Raw genomic sequence first — 20,654 nt, forward strand, 5'->3', positions numbered from 1 at the left:
TGGTGCACCCCCCCATCCCTCTTCGTTGGGAGACCTACACTCCAATGCGCAACATCCTCTTCGTCGGCGCGGGCGTGGCCGTGCTCGCCTCCGCGGGCTGCGCGACGACCTCGACCTCCTCGGACACCCATGCCGAGGCCCCCGCCGCGACCACTCCCCCCACCACCCCCGAGGTGCCCGTGGCCCCGTCCTCCCCGTTGAGCTCGAAGTGGGCCGGCCCCTACGGCGGCGTCCCGCCGTTCGACCAGGTGAAGGTCGCCGACTTCAAGCCGGCCTTCGAGGCGACGGTGGACGAGTTCCGCCACGAGGTGGCCGTCATCGCCAACGACCCCGCGCCGCCGACGTTCGAGAACACCATCGCCGCGTACGAGGACGCCGGCCGGCGCTTCAACGACATGGAGGTGCTCTTCGACATCTGGGGCTCGTCCATGAGCAGCCCCGAGTTCCAGGCGGCGGAGCAGGAGCTGGCGCCGCGCTTCGCGGCCTTCCGCGACGAGCGGATGCAGAACGAGGCCCTCTTCAAGCGCATCGAGGCCGTCTACCAGTCGCCGGACAAGGCGAAGCTGACGCCGGAGCAGCAGCGGCTGACCTGGTACTACTACACGCGCTTCGTACGCTCCGGCGCCCGGCTGGACGCGGCCGCCAAGCAGCGCATGGTGGCCATCAACCAGCGCCTCGCCTCGCTCTACACCACCTTCAGCCAGAACGTGCTCGGTGACGAGGAGGCCTACACCGTCGTCCTGGAGTCCGACGCGGACCTGGCCGGGCTGCCGGCCTCCCTGCGCGCCGCCGCCGCGGCAGCAGCCGAGGCCCGGGGCCTCAAGGGCAAGTGGGTCGTCACCAACACGCGCTCCTCCATGGAGCCGTTCCTGACGTACTCCGCGCGCCGCGACCTGCGCGAGAAGGTGTGGCGCAACTACGTCAACCGCGGCGACAACGGCGACGCGCGCGACACCAACGCCATCATCGCGGAGATCCTCGAGCTGCGCGCCGAGCGGGCGAAGCTCCTGGGCTTCGCGACGCACGCGCACTGGCGGCTGGAGGACTCCATGGCCGGCTCGCCCGAGCGCGCGATGCAGCTCATGGAGGCGGTGTGGAAGCCCTCCGTGGCGCGCGTGCGCGAGGAGGTCGCGGACATGCAGGCGCTGGCGAACAAGGAGGGCGCGAAGCTCAAGATCGAGCCCTGGGACTACCGCTACTACGCGGAGAAGGTCCGCAAGGCGAAGTACGACCTGGACCAGAACGAGGTGAAGCCCTACCTCCAGTTGGAGAGGCTGCGCGAGGGCATGTTCTGGGTGGCCGGCGAGCTGCTCGGCTTCAGCTTCACGCAGGTGGACGACGTGCCGGTGTTCCACCCCGACGTGCGCGTCTGGGAGGTGAAGGACAAGGCCACCGGGAAGCACGTGGGCCTGTGGTACTTCGACCCGTACGCGCGCCAGGGCAAGCGCTCCGGCGCGTGGATGAACGCGTACCGGAACCAGGAGCGCTTCCGGGGCGAGGTGACGACCATCGTCTCCAACAACTCCAACTTCGTGAAGGGCGCGCCCGGTGAGCCGGTGCTCGTCTCGTGGGAGGACGCGTCCACGCTGTTCCACGAGTTCGGCCACGCGCTGCACGGCCTGAGCTCCGCGGTGGAGTACCCCACGCTGTCGGGCACCAACGTGGCGCGCGACTACGTGGAGTTCCCCTCGCAGTTGCTCGAGCACTGGCTGGCCACGCCGGAGGTGCTCAACACCTACGCGCTGCACTACCAGACTGGCAAGCCCATCCCCCCGGCGCTGGTGAAGCGCATCGAGAAGGCGTCCACCTTCAACCAGGGGTTCGCCACGGTGGAGGCCCTGTCCGCCGCGCTGGTGGACATGAAGCTGCACCTGGCCGGCGACGCCACCATCGACCCGGACGCCTTCGAGCGCGACACGCTCAAGGCGCTGGGGATGCCGAAGGAGATCGTCATGCGGCACCGCACGCCGCAGTTCGGCCACGTCTTCTCCAGCGACGGCTACTCCGCGGGCTACTACAGCTACCTGTGGGCGGACACGCTGACGGCGGACGCGTACGAGCGCTTCACCGAGGGCAAGGGCGCCTACGACAAGGACGTGGCGGAGCTGCTGCGCAAGCACGTCTTCGCGGTGGGCAACACCGTGGAGCCGGCGGAGGCGTACCGCGCCTTCCGGGGCCGCGACGCGGGCATCGACGCGCTGATGCGCAAGCGCGGCTTCAAGGCCGCGTCCAGCGCCCAGACGAAGTCGTCGCACTGAGCCAGGCGCCGTGAGCGAGGGGAGGGCCCGCGTGGCCTCCTCTCGCGCCGTGCCCCCGGCTCACTGGAGGGTGGGGCCCGTCGGGTCGAGGAAGGCGCGCTTGACCTGGTGGAGCAGCACGTCGCGCTCGCCCTGGGGCTCTCGCGGGCGGTGCCCCTGGTTGACGGTCCAGATGATGGTGCCGCCCAGCCCTTCGGCGCGCGCCCACTGGCCCTTGACCGCGACGGACTGGCCGTCCTCGTAGGAGATGTAGTTGCAGTGGCCCGGCCCGGTGGGCGAGGGGAACGACAGGTAGGGGGACTTGGCCTTGTCGTCCCAGCGGCGCGCCTCCGCCTCGTAGTACGACTCCATGATGTTGGTGTAGCTCATGGCGTTGTCGCTCTGCCCCTCGTAGACGTCCTGGCGGCCGTCGAGCGGGGTGCGTGGCTCCGTGACGCCCTGCCAGCACGTGCCGAAGAAGCCGATGCCGATGCCCAGCCGTCCCCGGGGGACCCCCGCGTCCAGGTAGCCCTGCACGGAATTGGCGACGGAGCTGGGGCGCCCGGGCGTCTCGTCCTTGAGCGGGCTGGTGTGCCAGCTCTCCCAACTGCCCCAGTTGCCGCTCATCTTGTAGGACATGATGTTGAGCTGGTCGACGCGCGCGGAGAGCTGGGCCATGAAGGCGGCCTCCTGGTGCGTCATCTTGAAGTTGGCGTTGAGCCAGCCCACCGGCACCGTGAGGATGATGTCCGGGCGCGCCGCGCGCAGGTCGTCGAGCAGCGCCAGGAGCAGCTCGCCGTCGTTGCCCGCGGGCGGCAGGTCGATGGGCTCCCAGTCGATGTCCAGCCCGTCGTAGCCCAGCTCGTCCATGAGCTTGATGAGGGTGCGCACGAAGATGGGGCGGCTCTCGCCCGTGGAGGCCTGCACGAAGCCGTCGTGCTCGCCGAAGCCGCCAATCATCAGCAGCGCCTTGCGCCCGGCGTCGTGCGCCCGCTTCGCCAGGTCGCGGGCCATGATGGGGCCTTCGTAGATGGTGACGTCGAAGTCCGAGTGGACGGTGCCGTCGTAGCGCGGGCGCACGCGGCCCACCATCAGGTGGGTCAGCCCGGAGAAGTCCACCGACTCCACCGGCAGGAGCGCGCGCTGGTAGCCCACGTAATAGCCGGACACCCAGCTCGCCGGTGCCCCGCCCGTGCGCGGCGTCACCGGCGCGGCCAGCGCGGCCGGGCCCTCGCCCACCTCGTTGTGCGCCACGACGGAGAAGGCGTACAGCCGGCCATTCTCCAGGCCCGGGATGCTCACGCTCGCGGCCGGCGCCTCCACCGTCACCGTCACGTCGCCGGGCTGCGCGGTGATGACGTACTTCGTCAGCTTGCGCCCGCCGAAGCTCGCCGGCGCGAGCCAGCTCACGTACGCCTGGCCATTGCCCGGCGTCGCGCGGACCGAGCGCGGCTGTCCGGGCACCGTGGGCTGCGGGATGGACGCACCCGCCACCGGCGTCACCGACTCCGACGGGACGGAGGCCGGGCCCTCGCCCCGCTCGTTCACCGCCGAGACCTTGAAGAGGTACGGAAAGCCGTTGTTGAGCCCCAGCACCGTCGCCTGCCGCTCGCCCGCGCTGACGATGGCGCCCCCGCAGACCGGCTCGCACCGGATGATGTAGTAGAGGAGCGGGTTTCCCCCGTTCGTCGTGGGGGGCGTCCACGTCACCAGCGCCTGGGCGTCCGCCGCCTGCGCCTCCACCGACGAAGGTGCCCCCGGCAGCCCCGTCTCGTCGCCGGGCTTCCCGCCCCCGCCGCACCCCCACAACACCAGCACGGGGACGACGAGCCTCCACTGCGTTGCGAGTCGTTTCTTCACCTGCTCACCTCTTGGACTTGGCAACGGATATTACGGAGAAGACCGACATTCCTATTTTTGGAATTATCTAGCAGTACTGCATGTGATTGGCGCGCGACAAGCAAGTGGCTCGGTCTCGAAATCCGAGAAACCGAAAGCTGGGTGCAGGACGTACGCTCCGTCCCTGGGGGTGGGTTTGGTACCCTGCGGGACACACCCGATGAAACGACTGCTCCTGTTCATCCTTGGCGGACTGTTGCTCCTGACCGGGGTCCTGTGCGTCCGGACCCTCGGATTCTCCACCCGGCAGGTGACGCCGGAGCCTCCCGCGGCGCTGCAAGTGGACGCGGACGCCGCCGCGGAGCGGCTCGCGGGGGCCCTGCGATTCAAGACGGTGGCGGCCTCGGATGGGAGTCCCGGGGAGGACGCGGCCTTCGACGGGCTCCATGGGTACCTGGCGCGGCACTTCCCGCGTGTCCACGCGGCGTTGAAGCGCGAGCCGGTGGGGCCGCACTCGGTGCTCTATACGTGGCCGGGGACGGACGCCTCGCTGCGGCCGGTGCTGCTGATGGGGCACCTGGACGTGGTGCCGGTGGTCCCTGGCACGGAGGCGTCCTGGGCGAAGCCGCCGTTCGACGGCGTGGTGGACGGGGGCTTCGTCTGGGGGCGCGGCGCGCTCGACGACAAGGGCAGCGTGCTGGGCATCCTGGAGGCGGTGGAGGCGCTGCTGGCCGCGGGCGAGGCGCCCCGGCGCACGGTGCTGCTGGCCTTCGGGGCGGACGAGGAGGTCGGGGGCCGGGAGGGGGCGGTGGCCATCGCGAAGCTCCTGTCGGAGCGCGGCGTCCGGCTGGAGTCGGTGCTGGACGAGGGCGGCGTCATCATGTCCGGCACCGTGCCGGGGGTGCAGGCGCCGGTGGCGCTGGTGGGCACGTCGGAGAAGGGCTTCGTCAGCGTGGAGCTCACGGTGGAGGAGGAGGGGGGGCACTCCTCCATGCCGCCGCCGCGCACCGCGGTGGGCATCCTCTCCCAGGGCATCGCGCGGTTGGAGGCGCGGCCCATGCCCACGCGGTTGCAGGGTGGCAGCCGCGAGCTGTTCGAGCGGGTGGGGCCGGAGATGTCCTTCGGCATGCGCGTGCTCTTCGCCAACCTGTGGCTCACCGAGCCGCTCGTGGTGGCGCAGCTCACCTCCAAGCCGACCACCAACGCGGCCGTGCGCACCACCACCGCCGCCACGATGTTCCAGGCGGGGGTGAAGGACAACGTGCTGCCGTCGCGGGCGCGCGCGGTGGTCAACTTCCGCATCCTCCCCGGCGACAGCGTGGAGGGCGTGCTCGCCCACGTGCGCGAGGTGGTGGACGAGCCCCGGGTGAAGGTGTCCACGCTCGCCTTCCAGAGCGAGCCGTCTCCCGTCTCTCCCGCCGACTCCGACGACTTCCGCGCGCTGGAGCGCACCATCCGGCAGGTGTTCCCACAGGTGCTCGTGTCGCCGTACCTCAACGTGGCCGCCACCGACTCGCGCCACTTCGTCGGGTTGTCCGACAACATCTACCGGTTCTTCCCCGTCCACCTGCAGCGGGAGGACCTGTCGCGGGTGCATGGCAAGGACGAGCGCATCGCCGTGGCGGGGTATGTCGACGTGATTCGGTTCTACGCCCAGTATCTGCGCAACGTCGCCCGCTGATCCGCGCCCCTCCTTGCGTACCCGGGACCGCGCGCGCCCGACTCCCTGGCCGAGCGCGGGGTCAGGGCAGGCGAGTCACAGAGGAGCAACCAGACTCCACATGGCGGCGGATGTATGCAGTCGGCTTGAAACATCGGGTTTCAATCCACCGCTCCTTCACATCTGCGCATTTCCTGCATTTTCACATGGGGTGTGGACGATTGATGCGCGAGCGCGTTGACACGCATCGCGCACACTCTCAGCATCTGGGGTCATGGCGACCGTCCCCCCTTCTGGCAAGCGGCTCGCGAGTCTCGTACTCGCTTCGATACTCATCTCGATCATTGCATCCTGCGGAGGCAGCGGAGGCGACGGAAAGCCGGATAGCGGTCCTGGCCCGGTGCCGGACTCGGGTGATGGTCCCGTCGTCATTCCGAAGACGTGCGGCAACGGCGTCGCGGACCCCGGCGAGGCCTGTGACGACGGCAACCAGATAAGCGGTGATGGCTGCACCGCGGCCTGTGACGCGGTGGAGACCGGCTGGGCCTGCGAGCTCCCGGGCCAGGCCTGTGTGCGCGTGGCGGGGTGTGGCAACGGCCGCGTGGAGGCCGGCGAGGAGTGCGACGACCGCAACGCGTCCAACGGTGACGGCTGCAACTCGGAGTGCAAGGTGGAGGCGGGCTGGAACTGCCCGGCCGCCGGTGGCCGGTGCCACGCGGCGCAGTGCGGCGACGGCCTCAAGGTGGGCGACGAGGAGTGCGAGGACGGCAACACCAACAGCGGCGACGGCTGCAGCTCGACCTGCCGCCTCGAGGAGGGCTGGAAGTGCCCCACCGTCGGCCAGGCGTGCTCCCAGACGACGTGCGGTGACGGCATCGTCGAGGGCACCGAGCAGTGCGACGACAAGAACAACGACATGGGTGACGGCTGCTCGCCGCTCTGCAAGCTCGAGCCGCGCTGCACCGACGGCGCGTGCCAGGAGAAGTGCGGCGACGGCATCCTCCTGCCCCCCGAGGTCCGCACCGAGGAGTGCGACGACGGCAACACGCGCGACAACGACGGCTGCTCCTCGTCCTGCAAGAAGGAAGAGGGCTTCGTTTGCGACAACGTGGGCTCCGGGGCGCCTCCGGACACCACCGCCATCCCCGTCGTCTACCGCGACTTCCGCGGCTACGACCTGCTCGCGACGGGCGCCCTGCCGCGGGGCCACATCGACTTCGAGAACAAGAACGGTGGCCGTGAGGACGGCATCGTGAAGGCGAACCTCGATGCCGACGGCAAGCCCGAGTACAACAAGGAGGGCGTCCAGTCCGCGAACACGAACGGCGGCGCGGCCTTCCGCCAGTGGTACCGCGACGTGGCCAACGTCAACAAGACGGTGGTGACCACGCTGACGCTGAACCTCCAGAAGCCGGTGCCCACGGGCCAGTCCGGCACGTACGTGTTCGACACCGAGTACTTCTTCCCGCTGGACGGCAAGGGGTGGATCGCCACCGGCAACGAGCAGACGCGCCAGGCCAACGACGGCAAGCCCCACAACTTCAGCTTCACCAGCGAGGTCCGTTACTGGTTCCAGTACAAGGGCGGCGAGACGCTCACCTTCCGCGGCGACGACGACGTGTGGGTGTTCATCAACGGCAAGCTCGCCCTCGACCTGGGCGGCGTGCACGGCCCGGCGAGCGGCACGGTCAACGTCTCCAACCAGGCCACGGCGCTCGGCCTGAAGCTCAACGGCATCTACGAGGCGGTGGTGTTCCAGGCGGAGCGCCACACGTCGGGCTCCTCGTACCGGCTGACGCTCGGCAACTTCAGCACCGAGACGACGGTGTGCCGCGCCACCTGCGGCAACGCCGTGGTCGACCAGGGCGAGGAGTGCGACGACGGCATCAACGCCGGTGGCTACAACAAGTGCGCCCCGGGTTGCGTCAACGGCCCGCGCTGCGGCGACGGTCGCATCCAGCCGCGCTCGTCGACGCCGGGCGACGTCGAGGAGTGCGACGACGGCAACACCCGCAACGGCGACGGCTGCAGCTCGACCTGCGAGGTCGAGATCGGCTGAGCCGGTGGTTCCCGGACCGCCCCGCGCCCGGACAGGGCCGGGGCGGCTCCGGAGCAGGAGCCCGCACCCAGGCGTGAATCAGGCCCTGGGTAGCGGGTGACCGCGAACGGCAGGAGGGCAGGCGGCCTGGCTTCGTCCCGGGCTGCGTGCCCGGAGCCGTCTGGTATCTTCCGCGCGACTCCATGGCGTCCCTCCTCCCGTCGCGCGTGTCGTTGCTCCTGTCGCTGCTGCTGGCGCTCCCCGTCAGCGCGGCGGCGACGCGGGAGGCGCTGCCCGCGGTCGACGAGGTGATGGCGGTGCTGCGCCGGGTGGAGACCGCCCGCGTGCGGGGCACGTCGCGCGCGCTCGACAGCGAGTTCGAGGAGCAGGGCCGCGCGCGCCCGAGGGACGCGATGCCGCGCATCTACCGCGCGTGGCTCGCCTTCCCGGCGGACAGTTGCTGGAACGAGCTCAAGGCGCTCTCCACGCTGTACCCGGAGAACCCCTGGACCCACCTGGGCATGGGGCTCATCTACATCCGCTGGGGCCTGCTGAAGGAGGCGGCCGGACCGCTGGCCACCGCGTCGCGCCTGTCGCCGGGGTTCGCGCCCGCGCTGTGGGCGGAGGGGCTGTTGCTCCAGGCGGAGGGCAAGCCGGCGGAGGCGGAGGCGCGGCTGCGCGCGGCGCTGTCGACGTTGGACGCGGCCCAGGTCCACACGGCGCTGGGCCTGTTGCTGGCGCCGCTGCCGGGGCGCGAGGTGGAGGCGCGCGCGGAGCTGACGCGCGCCGTGGAGGCCTGGCCGGAGCAGCCCGAGGCGCTGCGCAGGCTGGCCGCGCTGGCCCACGCGGCGAAGGACGTGCGCGCCGCCGCCACCGCGGGCGAGAAGCTGGTCTCCCTCAAGCCCTCGGACCGGGAGGCGCACCGCGCGCAGGCGGACCTGTGGCTGGCGGCCTCGGAGCGCGAGAAGGCCGCCGCCTCGCTGGAGCGCTACGTGGAGCTGGGCGGCGCGGACCCGGCGCCCCTGGCCGTGCGCGCCCGCGTCTACGCGGAGCTGGGCCGGGCGGCCGACGAGGAGAGGGCCCTGACGCGGCTCATCGAGGTGGAGCTGAAGGACCCGGAGCCCCTGCTGCGGCTGGCCGAACTGGCCGAGGCCCGCGCGGACGCCGCCGCCACCGAGGCCTTCCTGGTCCAGGCCTCCGAGCGCGCCCCCGAGCGCTCCGACATCCACGTGCGCCGCGCGCGGCTGTGCGTGAAGCAGGAGCGCTGGCAGGACGCGCTGGTGTCCTACCGCGCGGCGCTCGCGGCCCCGGAGCGCAAGGTGCCGGAGGCCCCGGCGGAGACGGAGGCGCTCGTGAAGCGCTTCCGGCTGCCGGCCACGCCGGCGAAGGGAACGGCGGACAAGCTCTACAACCGCGTGTCGCTGGGGCTGGTGGCCCTCTACATGGAGCGGCTGAAGGAGGTGCCGGACCTCAAGGGCAACCTCAAGCTGCAGGTCCAGGTGGACGAGTCGGGGCGCGCCACCCGGGTGTCCGTGCTCTACGACAGCCTGAGGGATCCGCTCATCGCGGGCCACGCGTACTTCGCCTTCATGGACGCGGAGTACCCGCCCGGACGGGACGAGCCCGTCTTCCAGTACGTCTTCCGGCCTCCGAAGTAGTCCGGGCGGGGCGCCGCGCGTGCGTCAGTCGTTCGACGAGTCGCCGCTACCGCCGTAGCCGCGCAGCTTCTCGAACCGCGCGTGGGCGTCGCGCTCCTCGCGGGCGCGCGTGTCCACCGCGCGCTGGGCCTCCTCCGTCTGGCGCTGGGCGTCGGCGACCGCGGCCAGGAACTCGCTCTCCGACAGGTCCTTGGCGCGCACGTCGTCGCTGTCCTTCATCGTCCGCATCTCGGCCTGGCGCAGGCGCGCGTTGGCCAGGTCCAGCTCGCGCTCGCGCAACTGCTTCTCCGCCTTCCTCGTCTCGATGGCGCGCTCGCGCCACTGCACCTCCGCCTGGGCGGCGGAGTACTGCGTCTCCCGGTGCTTCAGCCCGGAGTTCGCCTCGTCGATGCCCGGCTTCCGGCCGGTGGCCTGGGCGGCCTCGACGGCGCTCTTGCTCGCCTCCATGGAGTGCTTGGCCGCCTCCGACTGCTGCTTCGCGACGGTGACCTCCCGCTCCGCGTCCTTCACCGCGACATCGGCCCGGGTCACCGCGTCCTGGGCCCGGGTGCGCTCCGCCTGCGCGTCGCGGACGCCGCCGAGTTGCTCCTCGGGGACGCGCGCCAGCCACGACTCGTCGACCTGGGCCTTGGAGGACTTCGACGTGCTGCTGCACCCGCCGAGTACCGACAGGGCCGTGCCCAGCACCACACCCGCGAGTACCCGGTGCCTCGTTGCCTGGAACATGTTCGCTCCTCTCCGTGTCCGTTTCGGAACCATGCTTGCCCTTGACGGTAGGCACGGCGTTGGACCGGAGCAGCCGGCACGCGCCGCCCCCGAGCGGGCCCTCGGCGGGGGGGCGGGCGAGGGCCATCCCCTCCCGGCTGGCCGGACGATGGGCGGGCGTGCTCAGCGCTTCTCGAACATGACGGCGTAGAACTCGATGCCGATGCCCTCGCGGTCCTCCTCGGTGATGTGCCCTTCGGGCAGGCCGAGGAACTCGCGCACCGTCCTCACGCCCCCGGCGACGGGCGTCCAGGGCGCGCACAGCTCCAGGTACTCGGGCAGGGAGTAGAGCGAGAACGTCTCGCCCATCTTCTGGAACATGCCCACGAACTCCTCCCACCTCGGCGTCGTCAGGCCCGGCGCCTTCGTCTCGAACGTGGCCAACAGCTTCGAGCCCGGCGCGGCCCAGTCGTACAGCGCCCGGAAGAACCGCCGGTTCTCCTCGGTGGCGAGGAACACGGTGATGCCGTTGGCGCCGAAGGCCACGCGGCGCTCACCCCCGAGGAAGGCCTCGACGTCCGGCCGGCGCAGGAAGTCGCCCGCGGCGCGGATGTCGCATTCCAGGTAGCGGGTGTCGGGGTGATGGGCCAGGAGCTGCTGTCCGGTGGCGATGGTGAGCGGGTTGATGTCGCTGTAGAGCACCTTCACCCCGGGCAGCACGGCGTGCACGTGGTCCTCCGTGGGGAGCCCGGACGCGAAGTCCACCCAGTGGTGGTAGCCATCCCGCGCCACCTGTTGCGCGGCGGCGCGCAGGCAGTCGCGCAGCATGCGCACCCACTTCCGCGTGGAGGGGACGAGCGAGAACATGTACTCGGCGGCCTGCCGGTCCGCCTCGAAGTGGTGCGTGCCGCCCAGCGTGTAGTCGTAGATGCGGGCCGCGTCGGGGACGTTGGGGTCGACGCCGGGGATTCGGGCCAGGTCGGGTGCGGTCATCAAGATACCTCCAGGGGTGGGGGAAGGGGACTTCAGGGGCGCCAGACCTCGGACGTCGTCTCGGGCATGGCGTCCGGCCTGGGGCGGGAGACGCCCACGACGAGGAACGCGCCGTCCCCCAGCCGGACGAGGTGATGGCCCGCGCGACCGACGGCCATCGGCATGCCGGGGCTCCACGCGCCCGTGGCCGGGTCCCACAGCTCCACCGTGGGGAGGGCGTCGAACGACGGGCCGGTGCCCAGGCCTCCGGACACGGCGGCCCGTCCATCCGGGAGCGCGGTGAGCGTGAAGCTGGAGCGACCGACGGCCAGGCTCCCCGTCGCGCTCCACGTCTCCGCGCGCGGGTCCCAGACCTCCGCGCTGGTGAGGACCTGTCCCTGGTGCCAGCCGCCCACGACGAGGACGCGCCCGTCGGCCAGCGTCACGCCCGCCGCGTCGTCCCGGACCTCGGTGAGGGGATGCGGCGTCGTGCGCCACGCGCGGCCCGCGGGCTCCCAGACCTCCGTGCTGACGTCGAGCGGCGGGGCCAGGTGCACCCCGTCGATGACGGCGAAGCCGAAGCCGTTGTCGCGTCCGCCCGCGATGACCACGCGCCCACCGCTGACGCAGACGGGGCCGGGGTGGAAGATGCGCTGCGTCTGTCCCGCGGGCTCCCACGCGCTCGAGCCCGGGCGCAGCAGCTCCGCCCGCGTGCCGCGCGACAGGTCGTCGTCAGGGTCCGAGCCGAGCACGAGGACCGCGCCATCCGGCAGCGCCACGGCCAGCGGGCGCGAGCGCGCGGCGATGAGCGGCGGGCCCTCGGTGAAGCGCCGGGACTCGGGGTCGAAGAACACCGTCGAGCCCAGCTCGGTGACCTGCATGTCCCGCCCGCCGACGAGCAGCACGCGCCCGTCCGGCAGCGCCACCGCGGCGTGGTCCTGGCGCGGGGCGGGCAGGGCGGGCAGCTCCAGCCACTCCTCGCGCGCGGTGTCCCAGAACGCCGCGCCCGCGGAGGTGCGGGAGGTGGTGCCCCCGCCCTCCGGGTGCCAGCCCTGCCCGCCCGCGAGCAGCGCCCCGCCGGGGACCGGCGTGAGGGTGTACTGGTCGAGCCAGGCGCCCGCGTAGGGCACGCGTCTGCGGGCGGTGGAAGAGGGGCCTCGGGTCATCGCGCCATCGTACGCGCCACCCGGTGGCTTCCGCATCCGGAAGACCGCTGATGCGTGCGGCCGGCGGCCACGAGGTCCGGCCGGGGTGGGCCTACTTCGCCTTGCCGAACTCGCGGCTGGCGATGACGCCCTGGACCTCCGCGAGCGCGCGGGCGCCGGAGGCGGACTCGAGCGCCTTCTCCGCGATGGCCTGCACCTGGCGCTTGGCCTCGGCCAGCTCCGTCTGGAGCGCCTGGATGCTCTGGGCCTGCTTGGTGGCGGTGTCCTTGAGCGAGGCGATCTCCATGCCCGCCACGCGCTGGGCCGTCTCCGCGTCCTTGGTGGCGAGCGTCAACTTCAGCTCCCAGTCGGACTTCACCCGGTTGCCGACGATGGCGGACGCCGTGTCCGTCTCCTTCTTCAGCACCTGCGGGAACTCCGCCACCTGCTTGCGCAGGTCCTCCAGCTCCTTCTCCCGCAGCTTCAGCGCGTCCTCGCGCGTGGCCCAGTCCTTCTCCAGCTTCTCCTTGCGGTCGCGCTCGGCGGCGGCCTGCACGCGCAGCCCCTCCGCGAAGGCGTCCTGCTCCTTCTTGCGCTGGTTCTGGGTGTCGTAGGCGTACTGCTCCTCCGCGCGGCGGCGGGTCACCTCGGCGGTCTCCCGTTCGGCGGACAGGTCCGCGTCCGCGCGCTCGCGCCGCTCGGCGATGTCCTCCTGCAACTGCTCCATCTCCGCCTGCAGGTCCGCCTTGCGCTTGTCGTACTCGGCCACGAGCACGTCCACGGCGCTGGCGGCCACGTCGCGGCCGTGCAGGTCCGCCAGCTCCTGCGTCTTGAGCTGGATGGCCTCGTCCAACTGCTTCATCTCCTCGACGAGGGCGACGACCTGCTCGTTGATGCCGGCCAGCGTGCGGTTGATGGTGAGGCCCGCCTCGGTGACCTTCTTCACCGCGGACTCGGCGGACAGGGTGGAGACCTCCGCCAGGACGCTCTTGGCGTGGGTGTCGCGCGCCTCCTGCTCCTTGGCGGGCACCACGGGCTTGTTGCGGGCCTTGCGCGCCAGGTCCTCGAAGGCGGCCTTGGTGGCCTCCGACGAACGGTTGCGGGAGGCGGACTTGCGGGTGGAAACGGACCGAGAAGCCATGTGACGCTCCAGGTAGGAAATGGCCACGGCGGGCCGGGAGGCCCACGAATGACGTGGCGGTGGTGTGGGATTCGATGGCCCCCTTCCGGGCGACCATGAGAGCAAGATACCTGTGGGGTCTGACATGGTTGGCCGGTTTCCGGGCCTCCGGGCGGGGGCCTGGATGGGGGTGGGCGGACCCCGGGAGGCAACACCGGGCTTGTCCTCGGGGCGCCCGCCCGGCTAACTCCGCCGTCCAGAATCCGCTCAAGGGAGAGCGTCAATGCAGGTCGTCAGTGTGAAGCAGGTCCTCGCGGGCGCGGTGGAGGCGGGGGCCAAGGTAGAGGTCCGGGGCTGGGTGCGTACCCGCCGCGACTCGAAGGCGGGCATCAGCTTCGTCAACGTCAGCGATGGCTCGACGTTCGACCCCATCCAGGTGGTGGCCCCCAATTCGCTGCCGAACTACGAGAAGGAAATCCTGCACCTGACCGCGGGCTGCTCCGTCGTCGCCCGGGGCACGCTGGTGAAGTCCCAGGGCAAGGGGCAGGCGTTCGAGGTCCAGGCCGACGAGGTCCAGGTGCTGGGCTTCGTGGACGACCCGGACACCTACCCCATCCAGCCCAAGCAGCACACGCTGGAGTTCCTGCGCGACGTGGCGCACCTGCGCGTGCGCACCAACACCTTCGGCGCGATTACTCGCGTGCGTCACCGGGCGGCCCAGGCCATCCACCGCTTCTTCGACGAGGAGGGCTTCTTCTGGGTCAACACGCCCATCATCACCGCCAGTGACGCGGAGGGCGCGGGCCAGATGTTCCGCGTCTCCACGCTGGACGCGGTGAACCCGCCCAAGACGCCGGACGGGAAGATCGACTACCACAAGGACTTCTTCGGCAAGGAGGCCTACCTCACCGTCTCCGGCCAGCTCAACGTGGAGGCGTACTGCCTGGCCATGTCGAAGGTCTACACCTTCGGCCCCACGTTCCGCGCGGAGAACTCCAACACCACGCGCCACCTGGCCGAGTTCTGGATGATCGAGCCGGAGATCGCCTTCGCGGACCTGAACCAGGACGCGGACCTGGCCGAGCGCTTCCTCAAGTCCGTCTTCAAGGCCGTGCTGGACGACTGCGCCCCGGACTTCAAGTTCTTCGAGGAGCGCGTGCAGAAGGGCGTCACGGAGCGCCTGGAGAAGTTCATCCAGTCGAGCTTCGAGCGCATCGACTACACGAAGGCCATCGACATCCTCCAGAAGGCGAACAAGAAGTTCGAGTACGCGCCGGTCTGGGGCAAGGACCTCCAGACGGAGCACGAGCGCTACCTCGCCGAGGAGCACGTGGGCCGCCCCGTGGTGGTGATGAACTACCCGGAGGAGATCAAGGCCTTCTACATGCGCATCAACGAGGACGGGAAGACGGTCGCCGCGATGGACGTGCTCGCCCCCGGCATCGGTGAAATCATCGGCGGCAGCCAGCGCGAGGAGCGCCTGGACGTGCTCGACGCGCGCATGAAGAAGTTCGGGCTCGAGCCCGCCCACTACCAGTGGTACCGCGACCTGCGCCGCTACGGCACCGTGCCCCACGCGGGCTTCGGGCTCGGCTTCGAGCGGCTCATCGTCTACATGTGTGGCCTGCAGAACATCCGCGACGCCATCCCCTACCCGCGCGTTCCAGGCTGGGCGCAGTTCTGAACGTGCCGCCGGACACAATCCCTGGCGCCCCGCGGCTGTGACGCGGGCGTCAGGGATTTCTTATTATTTCGTGATTTGCGGTCAAATCCGACTAGGCGGCTAATGCCAGGCCTCTCGCAGAGGAGGTGCCTGGATGCGTCTGGACCGTCGTGACTTCCTACGTCTCTCCGCGCTGGGTGGGGGGACGTTGGCGTTGGGGCCCGGGTTCTGGAGGGCGGCGTACGCCGCGCCGGCGGAGCCGGGGCCGGGGCCGTATGGGGCCCTCTCGGGGACCGCGGATGCCAATGGGGTGAGGCTGCCCGCGGGCTTCGCGTCGCGCATCGTCGCCCGCTCGGGGCAGGTGGTGGCCGGGACGGGCTACACGTGGCACGCCGCGCCGGATGGTGGCGCGTGCTTCGCGTTGTCGGACGGGGGATGGGTGTACACGTCCAACAGCGAGGTGTCGTCGGGAGGAGGCACGGGGGCGCTGCGCTTCGACGGTAGCGGCGCGGTGGTGGGCGCGTACCGCATCCTCTCCAGCACGCGCAGCAACTGCGCGGGAGGGCCCACGCCCTGGGGCACGTGGTTGTCGTGCGAGGAGTACAGCGGAGGACGGGTCTGGGAGTGTGATCCGACGCAGGCCTCGCAGGGCGTGGTGCGCGGCGCGATGGGGACCTTCTCCCACGAGGCGGTGGCGGCGGACCCCGGCGGGCTGAGGCTGTACCTGACGGAGGACAGCACCAGCGGGCGCTTCTATCGCTTCACGCCGTCCGCCTGGCCCTCGCTGGGCGCGGGCACCCTGGAGGCGGCGAAGGTGAACGGGGACCCGCTGGCGGGCACGGCGACGCTGACCTGGGTGACGTGCGCGGCGACCAGCCCCGCGTCGCAGCAGTCCTCCGTGGCGTCGAGGACCACCGTGTTCAACGGCGGCGAGGGCTGCTGGTTCGACAGCGGCGTCGTCTACTTCACGACCAAGGGTGACAACCGCGTGTGGGCCCACACGCCCGCGACGGGGGCGCTCGAGGTCATCTACGACGCGAGCCTGTTCGCCGACTCTCCGCTGACCGGAGTGGACAACGTCACGGTGTCCCGCTCCGGGGACCTCTTCGTCGCGGAGGACGGGGGGAACCTCGAAATCTGCCTCATCACCCCGGGGCCGCAGCGGGTGGTCGCGCCGTTCCTCCGGCTGTCGGGGCACTCCAGCTCCGAAATCACCGGGCCGGCGTTCAGCCCGGACGGGCGGCGGCTGTACTTCAGCTCGCAGCGCGGCACGTCCGGGTCGAGCAGCGGCGGCATCACCTTCGAGGTGAGCGGCCCGTTCCGCTGACGGAGGCGGGCGCTCAGGGGAGCTGGGACTCCAACGCGGGCCAGCGGGTGCGGATCCACTGGCGCACGTACGCCAGCTCCTCCTCGTAGGACAGGAAGTCCTGGCGCGCGTACCACATGGGGAAGTTCCCGGCGCCCACGGTGCCGGGGGCGCCGAAGGCGCGGTACTCGAGCTGCCACCGCGCCCAGTCGCGCCGCGCGGAAGGGGCCGTCTCCTTCACGTAGCCGTCGACGAGGCCGAGCACCGTCTCCACCTTCAGCTCGTCGTCCAGGAGCTTGCGGTAGCGCTCGCGCATGGGCGCGGCGAAGGTGGGGTCGGCGAGCAGCAGTTGGAAGATGCGGTTGCGCTCCGCGAAGGTCGTGCGCGTGGTGGCGCCGGTGCGCGTGGTGTCGAACGTCTGGCCCAGCGTCGCGTCGAGGTCCCAGGGGATGTAGCGCCAGGGGCCCTTCGTGGTGGTGTCGTAGGCGTGGTAGGCGTTCTTGGAGTGGGAGTCGGTGCCCAGGAGGAGCGTGTTGAAGATCCACCAGTCCGCGTAGTCGTTCAGGTGGGCGCGCTTCGGGAAGCCCTCGCGGAAGGTGGCGGTGTTCGCGTCCGCCACGAAGGCGACGAACTCGTCCAGGGTGACGAAGGCGCGGGGCTGACCCTGCTCGGGGTTGCCCACCTTCTTCTCGAAGCCCTCGCGCAGGTACTCCTTCGGCTCGCCGTTCTTGCGCAGCCGGGTGAAGTTGGCGTCGTTCTCCACGGCCTTGAACAGGTCCGCATCCTTGTCCAGGCCGTGGTCCGCCATCAGCCGCTTGTGGGGCAGGTCCGCCACCGTATAGAGCCCGTGATAGCGGTTGTTGACGAAGACGACCGCGCTGTAGGTCTTGATCTGGATGTGGTCCGGCGACATCCGGTTCCACAGGTCGAACGCCAGGCGGACGCGCACGTAAGAGTTGTCGTTGAACGTGGAGATGAGCGCCACGCGCTTGCGGGCCGTGAAGCCGTCGCCGAAGACGGGCTCGCTGAACAAGTCCTCGTCCTCGAACTTCAGCGTGAAGCTGCGCTTGGGGAACGCGCCGGAGGTGGCGCCCCGGAACTTCGCCTCGATGGCGTAGCGGCGGCCCCGGTAGACGAGCTGCGCGGGCCGGTAGCTGCCGGACGTGAGGTTGGGCGGGTTGGGGTAGTACAGGTGGAACACGGGCAGGCCGTACTCCTCCGTGTACGTCAGCGGGTCGGCGATGGGGACCTTGCCGGGCAGCGCGTCGTTGTCCACCACGCCCACGGTGAGGCGGCCCGTCTCGCCGGTGGAGTGCTCGCGCAGGAGCAGGGGCCACACCGCGGCCTGGTTCCTGGCGGGCGTCCAGCGCAGCGTGGCGGTGGCCTCGTCGAAGGTGGCGCCGGGCGGCAGCACCTCCACGCCGAAGCGCAGGGGCGCTCCCGTAAGGCCTGTCGAGCACCGGACGGTGGCCGTCAGCGCCTCTCCCTCGAGGAGCCAGCGTGTCTCGCCCGCGGTGGGCGCGCAGACGATGGGGACGGGGCCCGCGTCCGGCGCGCCGCCGTCCGGTTCCGCCGGGCCCGCGTCGGGCGTCCCCGCGTCCTCATCGCCTTGCGACGAGGGAGGTGGGCTGCCCGTCCCTGGCGTCTCGGGAGGTGTGCCCGGGTCGTCCACGCTCACGGGCGTCGTGGAGGATGCGCCCCCACATGCCATCCACGCACACACGAGCCCCGCCAGAAGCCCCCGCCCCATGCCACGACCGACCATCACGCCACTCCCTCGGGTCCGACTGCGTCCTCACGTCGGGTTGGAAGGAGTAGTCATCGCCGGAGCGGACGGAAGGCTCCGGGGCGCGGGGCCTGTTCGTTCATGGACGCCGGGGTGGGCTCAGCCCGCCTGGAGCCGCGCGTGCTGCGTGTCGTGCTGGGCCAGCGCGTGGGAAATCTGCTCCGACGACCAGAGGGGATCCAGACAGGGGCAGAAGTAGCCAGGGCCGGCCTTCTCCTGCACGGCCCAGGCGAAGAAGTCGCGGGCGATGCCGTGCTGCTCCTCGGGAAGGAAGAGCACGGCCACGTCGTACTCGGTGAAGCGCAGCAGCCCCGGCACGCGCCACTCGCGCTCCCAGTCGAAGCGGTAGCTGTAGGGCGCGTTGTGGGTGTCGCCCTGGATGTCCACGAAGGGCGTCATGGACCAGAGCGGATGCTGCTCCGGTTCCCGGCTCGCCAGCGCGGCGTCGACCTGGTGCTTCAGGGCCCGGTGCGCGGGCGAGGCGTACTGGACGTACCAGACGGGGCCGCCACCCTGGGACAGGATGAAGCTCCGGCTGAAGCCGATGCCATACAGGCTCCGGCGCTGGACGAGTCGCTTGAGCTGGTCGAGCGGAATCTCGCTGAAGCAGACCGACCGGTGCCGCTCGGCGACGAGGGCCTCCCGCCGCGCGAGGCCGAAGCCCTCCGCGCCGGGAATCAGCGTCCGCGTCCCCAGGATGTTCATCATGTTCTGGTACGCGTCACCGTAGGGCGGCCCCGGCTTCGTGAAGTGCACCACGAAGTCGGACATGTCGCGCCACTGTGGATTCGCCTGGTAGCCGAGCATCTTCCTACTCCTGGAGCAATGTCCCGGAGTGAGGCGGAAGATGCAACCTGGCTGTGATTGCGTCACAGTGGCATGCTCCCTGGACGAGCGGCGGGACGGGGGCTCGGTGCAGCGTGGGAGCTCGGGGAGACGGAGCACCGTCCTCGAGAGGAGGCAGGGAATGGAGCGGGAGTGCCGGCTGGCAGGGACAGCGACGCGCGGGAAGGTGTGGCTCGGTCGGGGTGTGGCGCTGCTGGCCTGGGCTTGGGTGTCCGGCTGTCAGGCGCCGGAGGTCGGGGCTCGCGCGGCGCGAGACGCCGCCACTCCGACGGCGCCCGCCTCGTCGCAGGCCGACGCGGCCATCGCGACCGCGCCCCGGGCGCCAGCCCTCCGCGGCGTCGTCAAGGATGCCCTGACGGGGGCCGCGCTGCGGGGCGCGCGGGTTTCGTGGGTGGAGGCCTCCCAGTTCTACCTGGTCGATGCGCGCGACTGGGAGTCCGCGTTCAAGGGGGAGGGCGCGGTCGTCACGGATGGGGAGGGGCGCTTCGAGATTCCGGCGGGCGTGATGTCGTCGAAGGCCCTCGTCGTGACGCATCCGACGTACGTGCCGGTGGAGGTGACCGAGTTCGCCCCGGACGCGCCGGTCCAGGTGGCGCTCCAGCCGGGGGCCACGGTGCGGGGCACCGTGCGCGGCGTGCCTTCGCGGGGCTTGCAGCTCGTCCTGCGCAACGAGGACTCGCGCCTGACCTATGAGGAAGGGCTGATTCCCGTGAAGGAGGGCGGCTTCGAGAAGGTGGGGGTTCCGCCCGGGAACTACGTCGCCTCCGTCGATGGCACGAGCGACGCGTTTGCGACGCCGGACATTCCTTCCCAGTACCTCCAGCTCACGCCGGGGGAGACGGTCACGCTGGACTTCAAGACATGGGCGCTCCTGGGGGTGAAGAAGGATGGAGCGCGGCTGCGCGTGCGTTGCGACAACCCCGCATGGCGCGTGCCCTCGCTGGTGTTGCTGCCAGGCCGCGCACCGACGCCCCTGGACGACTCGGCCTATTGGAAGGCGTCCTACATGAGCCTCCGCTCCAACCCTCCCGACCCGAACTCGAAGGCGGAGGTCGAGGGGCGCGTCGAGACCTTCGGCCCCCTGCTGCCCGGGCCCTATACCCTCTTCGTCATCGACCTGGACGAGGGCACCCTGGTCGCTGTGCAGCGCGCGGACCTGAAGATTCCCAAGCGGGGTGTCGTGGAGCACATCGTGAGGGACGATTGGCTCACCCCGTCCCAGTTGGCTGGCGACGCGGGCACACGCGCCGAATAGCATCCGGCCCATGCTCCGCCTCCGCTCCCTGTCGTCCGTGCCCGCAGTCTGCCTGCTCCTCCTGGCGCCGTTGGCGCTGGCCGCCTCGGGGACTCCCCAGCTCCAGACCTACTTCCAGCCGGAGCTGACCGACGCGACGTACCAGCAACAGGCCTACGGGAAGGTCGCCGTGAAGTGGAAGCAGCCCGGGAAGAAGGGCCTCCCCGCGGTGGGGCGCAAGGCGGTGGTCCAGGCGGTGATTGGCCGTGACGGCAAGCTCATCTCCGCGGTGGTGTCCACGGAGTCCGGCTCCAAGGCGTGGGACGACGCGGCGCTCGCGGCGGTGAAGAAGGCCGCGCCCTTTCCTCCGCTGCCCAAGTCATTTAGTCCTCCGACCATGGACGCCCACTTCCATTTCGCGTGGGTCGCGGGGTCGTGACCATTC

The 20,654-nt window shown here is 70.8% G+C and carries 15 protein-coding genes; 8 read left to right on the forward strand and 7 right to left on the reverse strand.

Annotated features, from left to right (window positions below):
* The first annotated feature begins 44 nt into the window (after positions 1-44).
* Positions 45-2,258, forward strand: a complete 2,214-nt coding sequence (locus LZ198_RS01020; protein WP_253969935.1) for a M3 family metallopeptidase — start codon at positions 45-47, stop codon at positions 2,256-2,258.
* 60 nt (positions 2,259-2,318) lie between these two features.
* Here the strand turns inward: LZ198_RS01020 and LZ198_RS01025 are convergent, their stop codons facing one another.
* Positions 2,319-4,097, reverse strand: coding sequence for a glycosyl hydrolase family 18 protein (locus tag LZ198_RS01025; protein WP_253969936.1), 1,779 nt, complete (start codon positions 4,095-4,097; stop codon positions 2,319-2,321).
* Between the two features lie 199 nt (positions 4,098-4,296).
* Here LZ198_RS01025 and LZ198_RS01030 point away from each other — a divergent pair, with 199 nt between their 5' ends.
* From LZ198_RS01030 to LZ198_RS01040, 3 genes are all read left to right on the forward strand, one after another.
* On the forward strand, positions 4,297-5,757 hold the full coding sequence (locus tag LZ198_RS01030) for a M20 family peptidase (RefSeq protein ID WP_253969937.1): 1,461 nt from the start codon (positions 4,297-4,299) through the stop codon (positions 5,755-5,757).
* A 253-nt stretch (positions 5,758-6,010) separates the two neighbouring features.
* Positions 6,011-7,795, forward strand: a complete 1,785-nt coding sequence (locus LZ198_RS01035) for a DUF4215 domain-containing protein (protein WP_253969938.1) — start codon at positions 6,011-6,013, stop codon at positions 7,793-7,795.
* A 182-nt stretch (positions 7,796-7,977) separates the two neighbouring features.
* Positions 7,978-9,432 (forward strand): hypothetical protein, encoded by a 1,455-nt coding sequence (locus tag LZ198_RS01040; protein ID WP_253969939.1) that lies wholly within the window; start codon positions 7,978-7,980, stop codon positions 9,430-9,432.
* Between the two features lie 24 nt (positions 9,433-9,456).
* On the opposite strand, the gene LZ198_RS01045 is transcribed toward LZ198_RS01040, so the two are convergent.
* The 4 genes from LZ198_RS01045 to LZ198_RS01060 form a co-directional block, all read right to left on the reverse strand.
* Entirely contained in the window at positions 9,457-10,158 is a 702-nt protein-coding gene (locus tag LZ198_RS01045) for a hypothetical protein (protein ID WP_253969940.1), read from the reverse strand.
* 162 nt (positions 10,159-10,320) lie between these two features.
* Positions 10,321-11,130 carry an SAM-dependent methyltransferase gene (locus tag LZ198_RS01050; protein WP_253969941.1) on the reverse strand — a complete coding sequence of 270 codons (810 nt, stop codon included), beginning with the start codon at positions 11,128-11,130 and terminating at the stop codon, positions 10,321-10,323.
* Between the two features lie 32 nt (positions 11,131-11,162).
* Positions 11,163-12,275, reverse strand: a complete 1,113-nt coding sequence (locus tag LZ198_RS01055; RefSeq protein WP_253969942.1) for a Kelch repeat-containing protein — start codon at positions 12,273-12,275, stop codon at positions 11,163-11,165.
* A gap of 91 nt (positions 12,276-12,366) precedes the next feature.
* Entirely contained in the window at positions 12,367-13,395 is a 1,029-nt protein-coding gene (locus tag LZ198_RS01060; RefSeq protein WP_253969943.1) for a coiled-coil domain-containing protein, read from the reverse strand.
* 262 nt (positions 13,396-13,657) lie between these two features.
* Between LZ198_RS01060 and asnS the strand changes: the two genes are divergently transcribed.
* Together asnS and LZ198_RS01070 are read left to right on the forward strand one after the other, a co-directional pair.
* The gene (gene asnS / locus LZ198_RS01065; RefSeq protein WP_253969944.1) at positions 13,658-15,058 is read left to right on the forward strand and encodes an asparagine--tRNA ligase; all 1,401 of its coding nucleotides are present in this window, start codon (positions 13,658-13,660) and stop codon (positions 15,056-15,058) included.
* A gap of 133 nt (positions 15,059-15,191) precedes the next feature.
* Positions 15,192-16,364 (forward strand): alkaline phosphatase PhoX, encoded by a 1,173-nt coding sequence (locus tag LZ198_RS01070; protein ID WP_253969945.1) that lies wholly within the window; start codon positions 15,192-15,194, stop codon positions 16,362-16,364.
* Positions 16,365-16,377: 13 nt separating this feature from the next.
* Here LZ198_RS01070 and LZ198_RS01075 read toward each other — a convergent pair whose 3' ends face one another.
* A complete protein-coding gene (locus LZ198_RS01075) occupies positions 16,378-18,108 on the reverse strand; it encodes a CotH kinase family protein (protein WP_253970249.1) in 1,731 nt (576 codons plus the stop codon).
* 120 nt (positions 18,109-18,228) lie between these two features.
* On the reverse strand, positions 18,229-18,936 hold the full coding sequence (locus tag LZ198_RS01080; protein WP_253969946.1) for an abortive infection system antitoxin AbiGi family protein: 708 nt from the start codon (positions 18,934-18,936) through the stop codon (positions 18,229-18,231).
* Positions 18,937-19,096: 160 nt separating this feature from the next.
* Between LZ198_RS01080 and LZ198_RS01085 the strand changes: the two genes are divergently transcribed.
* Both LZ198_RS01085 and LZ198_RS01090 read left to right on the forward strand, forming a co-directional pair.
* On the forward strand, positions 19,097-20,230 hold the full coding sequence (locus LZ198_RS01085) for a carboxypeptidase-like regulatory domain-containing protein (protein ID WP_253969947.1): 1,134 nt from the start codon (positions 19,097-19,099) through the stop codon (positions 20,228-20,230).
* Positions 20,231-20,240: 10 nt separating this feature from the next.
* Entirely contained in the window at positions 20,241-20,648 is a 408-nt protein-coding gene (locus LZ198_RS01090; protein ID WP_253969948.1) for a TonB family protein, read from the forward strand.
* Positions 20,649-20,654: the final 6 nt, after the last annotated feature.

It is taken from the genome of Myxococcus dinghuensis, assembly GCF_024198235.1.
GTDB classification, from domain to species: Bacteria; Myxococcota; Myxococcia; order Myxococcales; family Myxococcaceae; genus Myxococcus; species Myxococcus dinghuensis.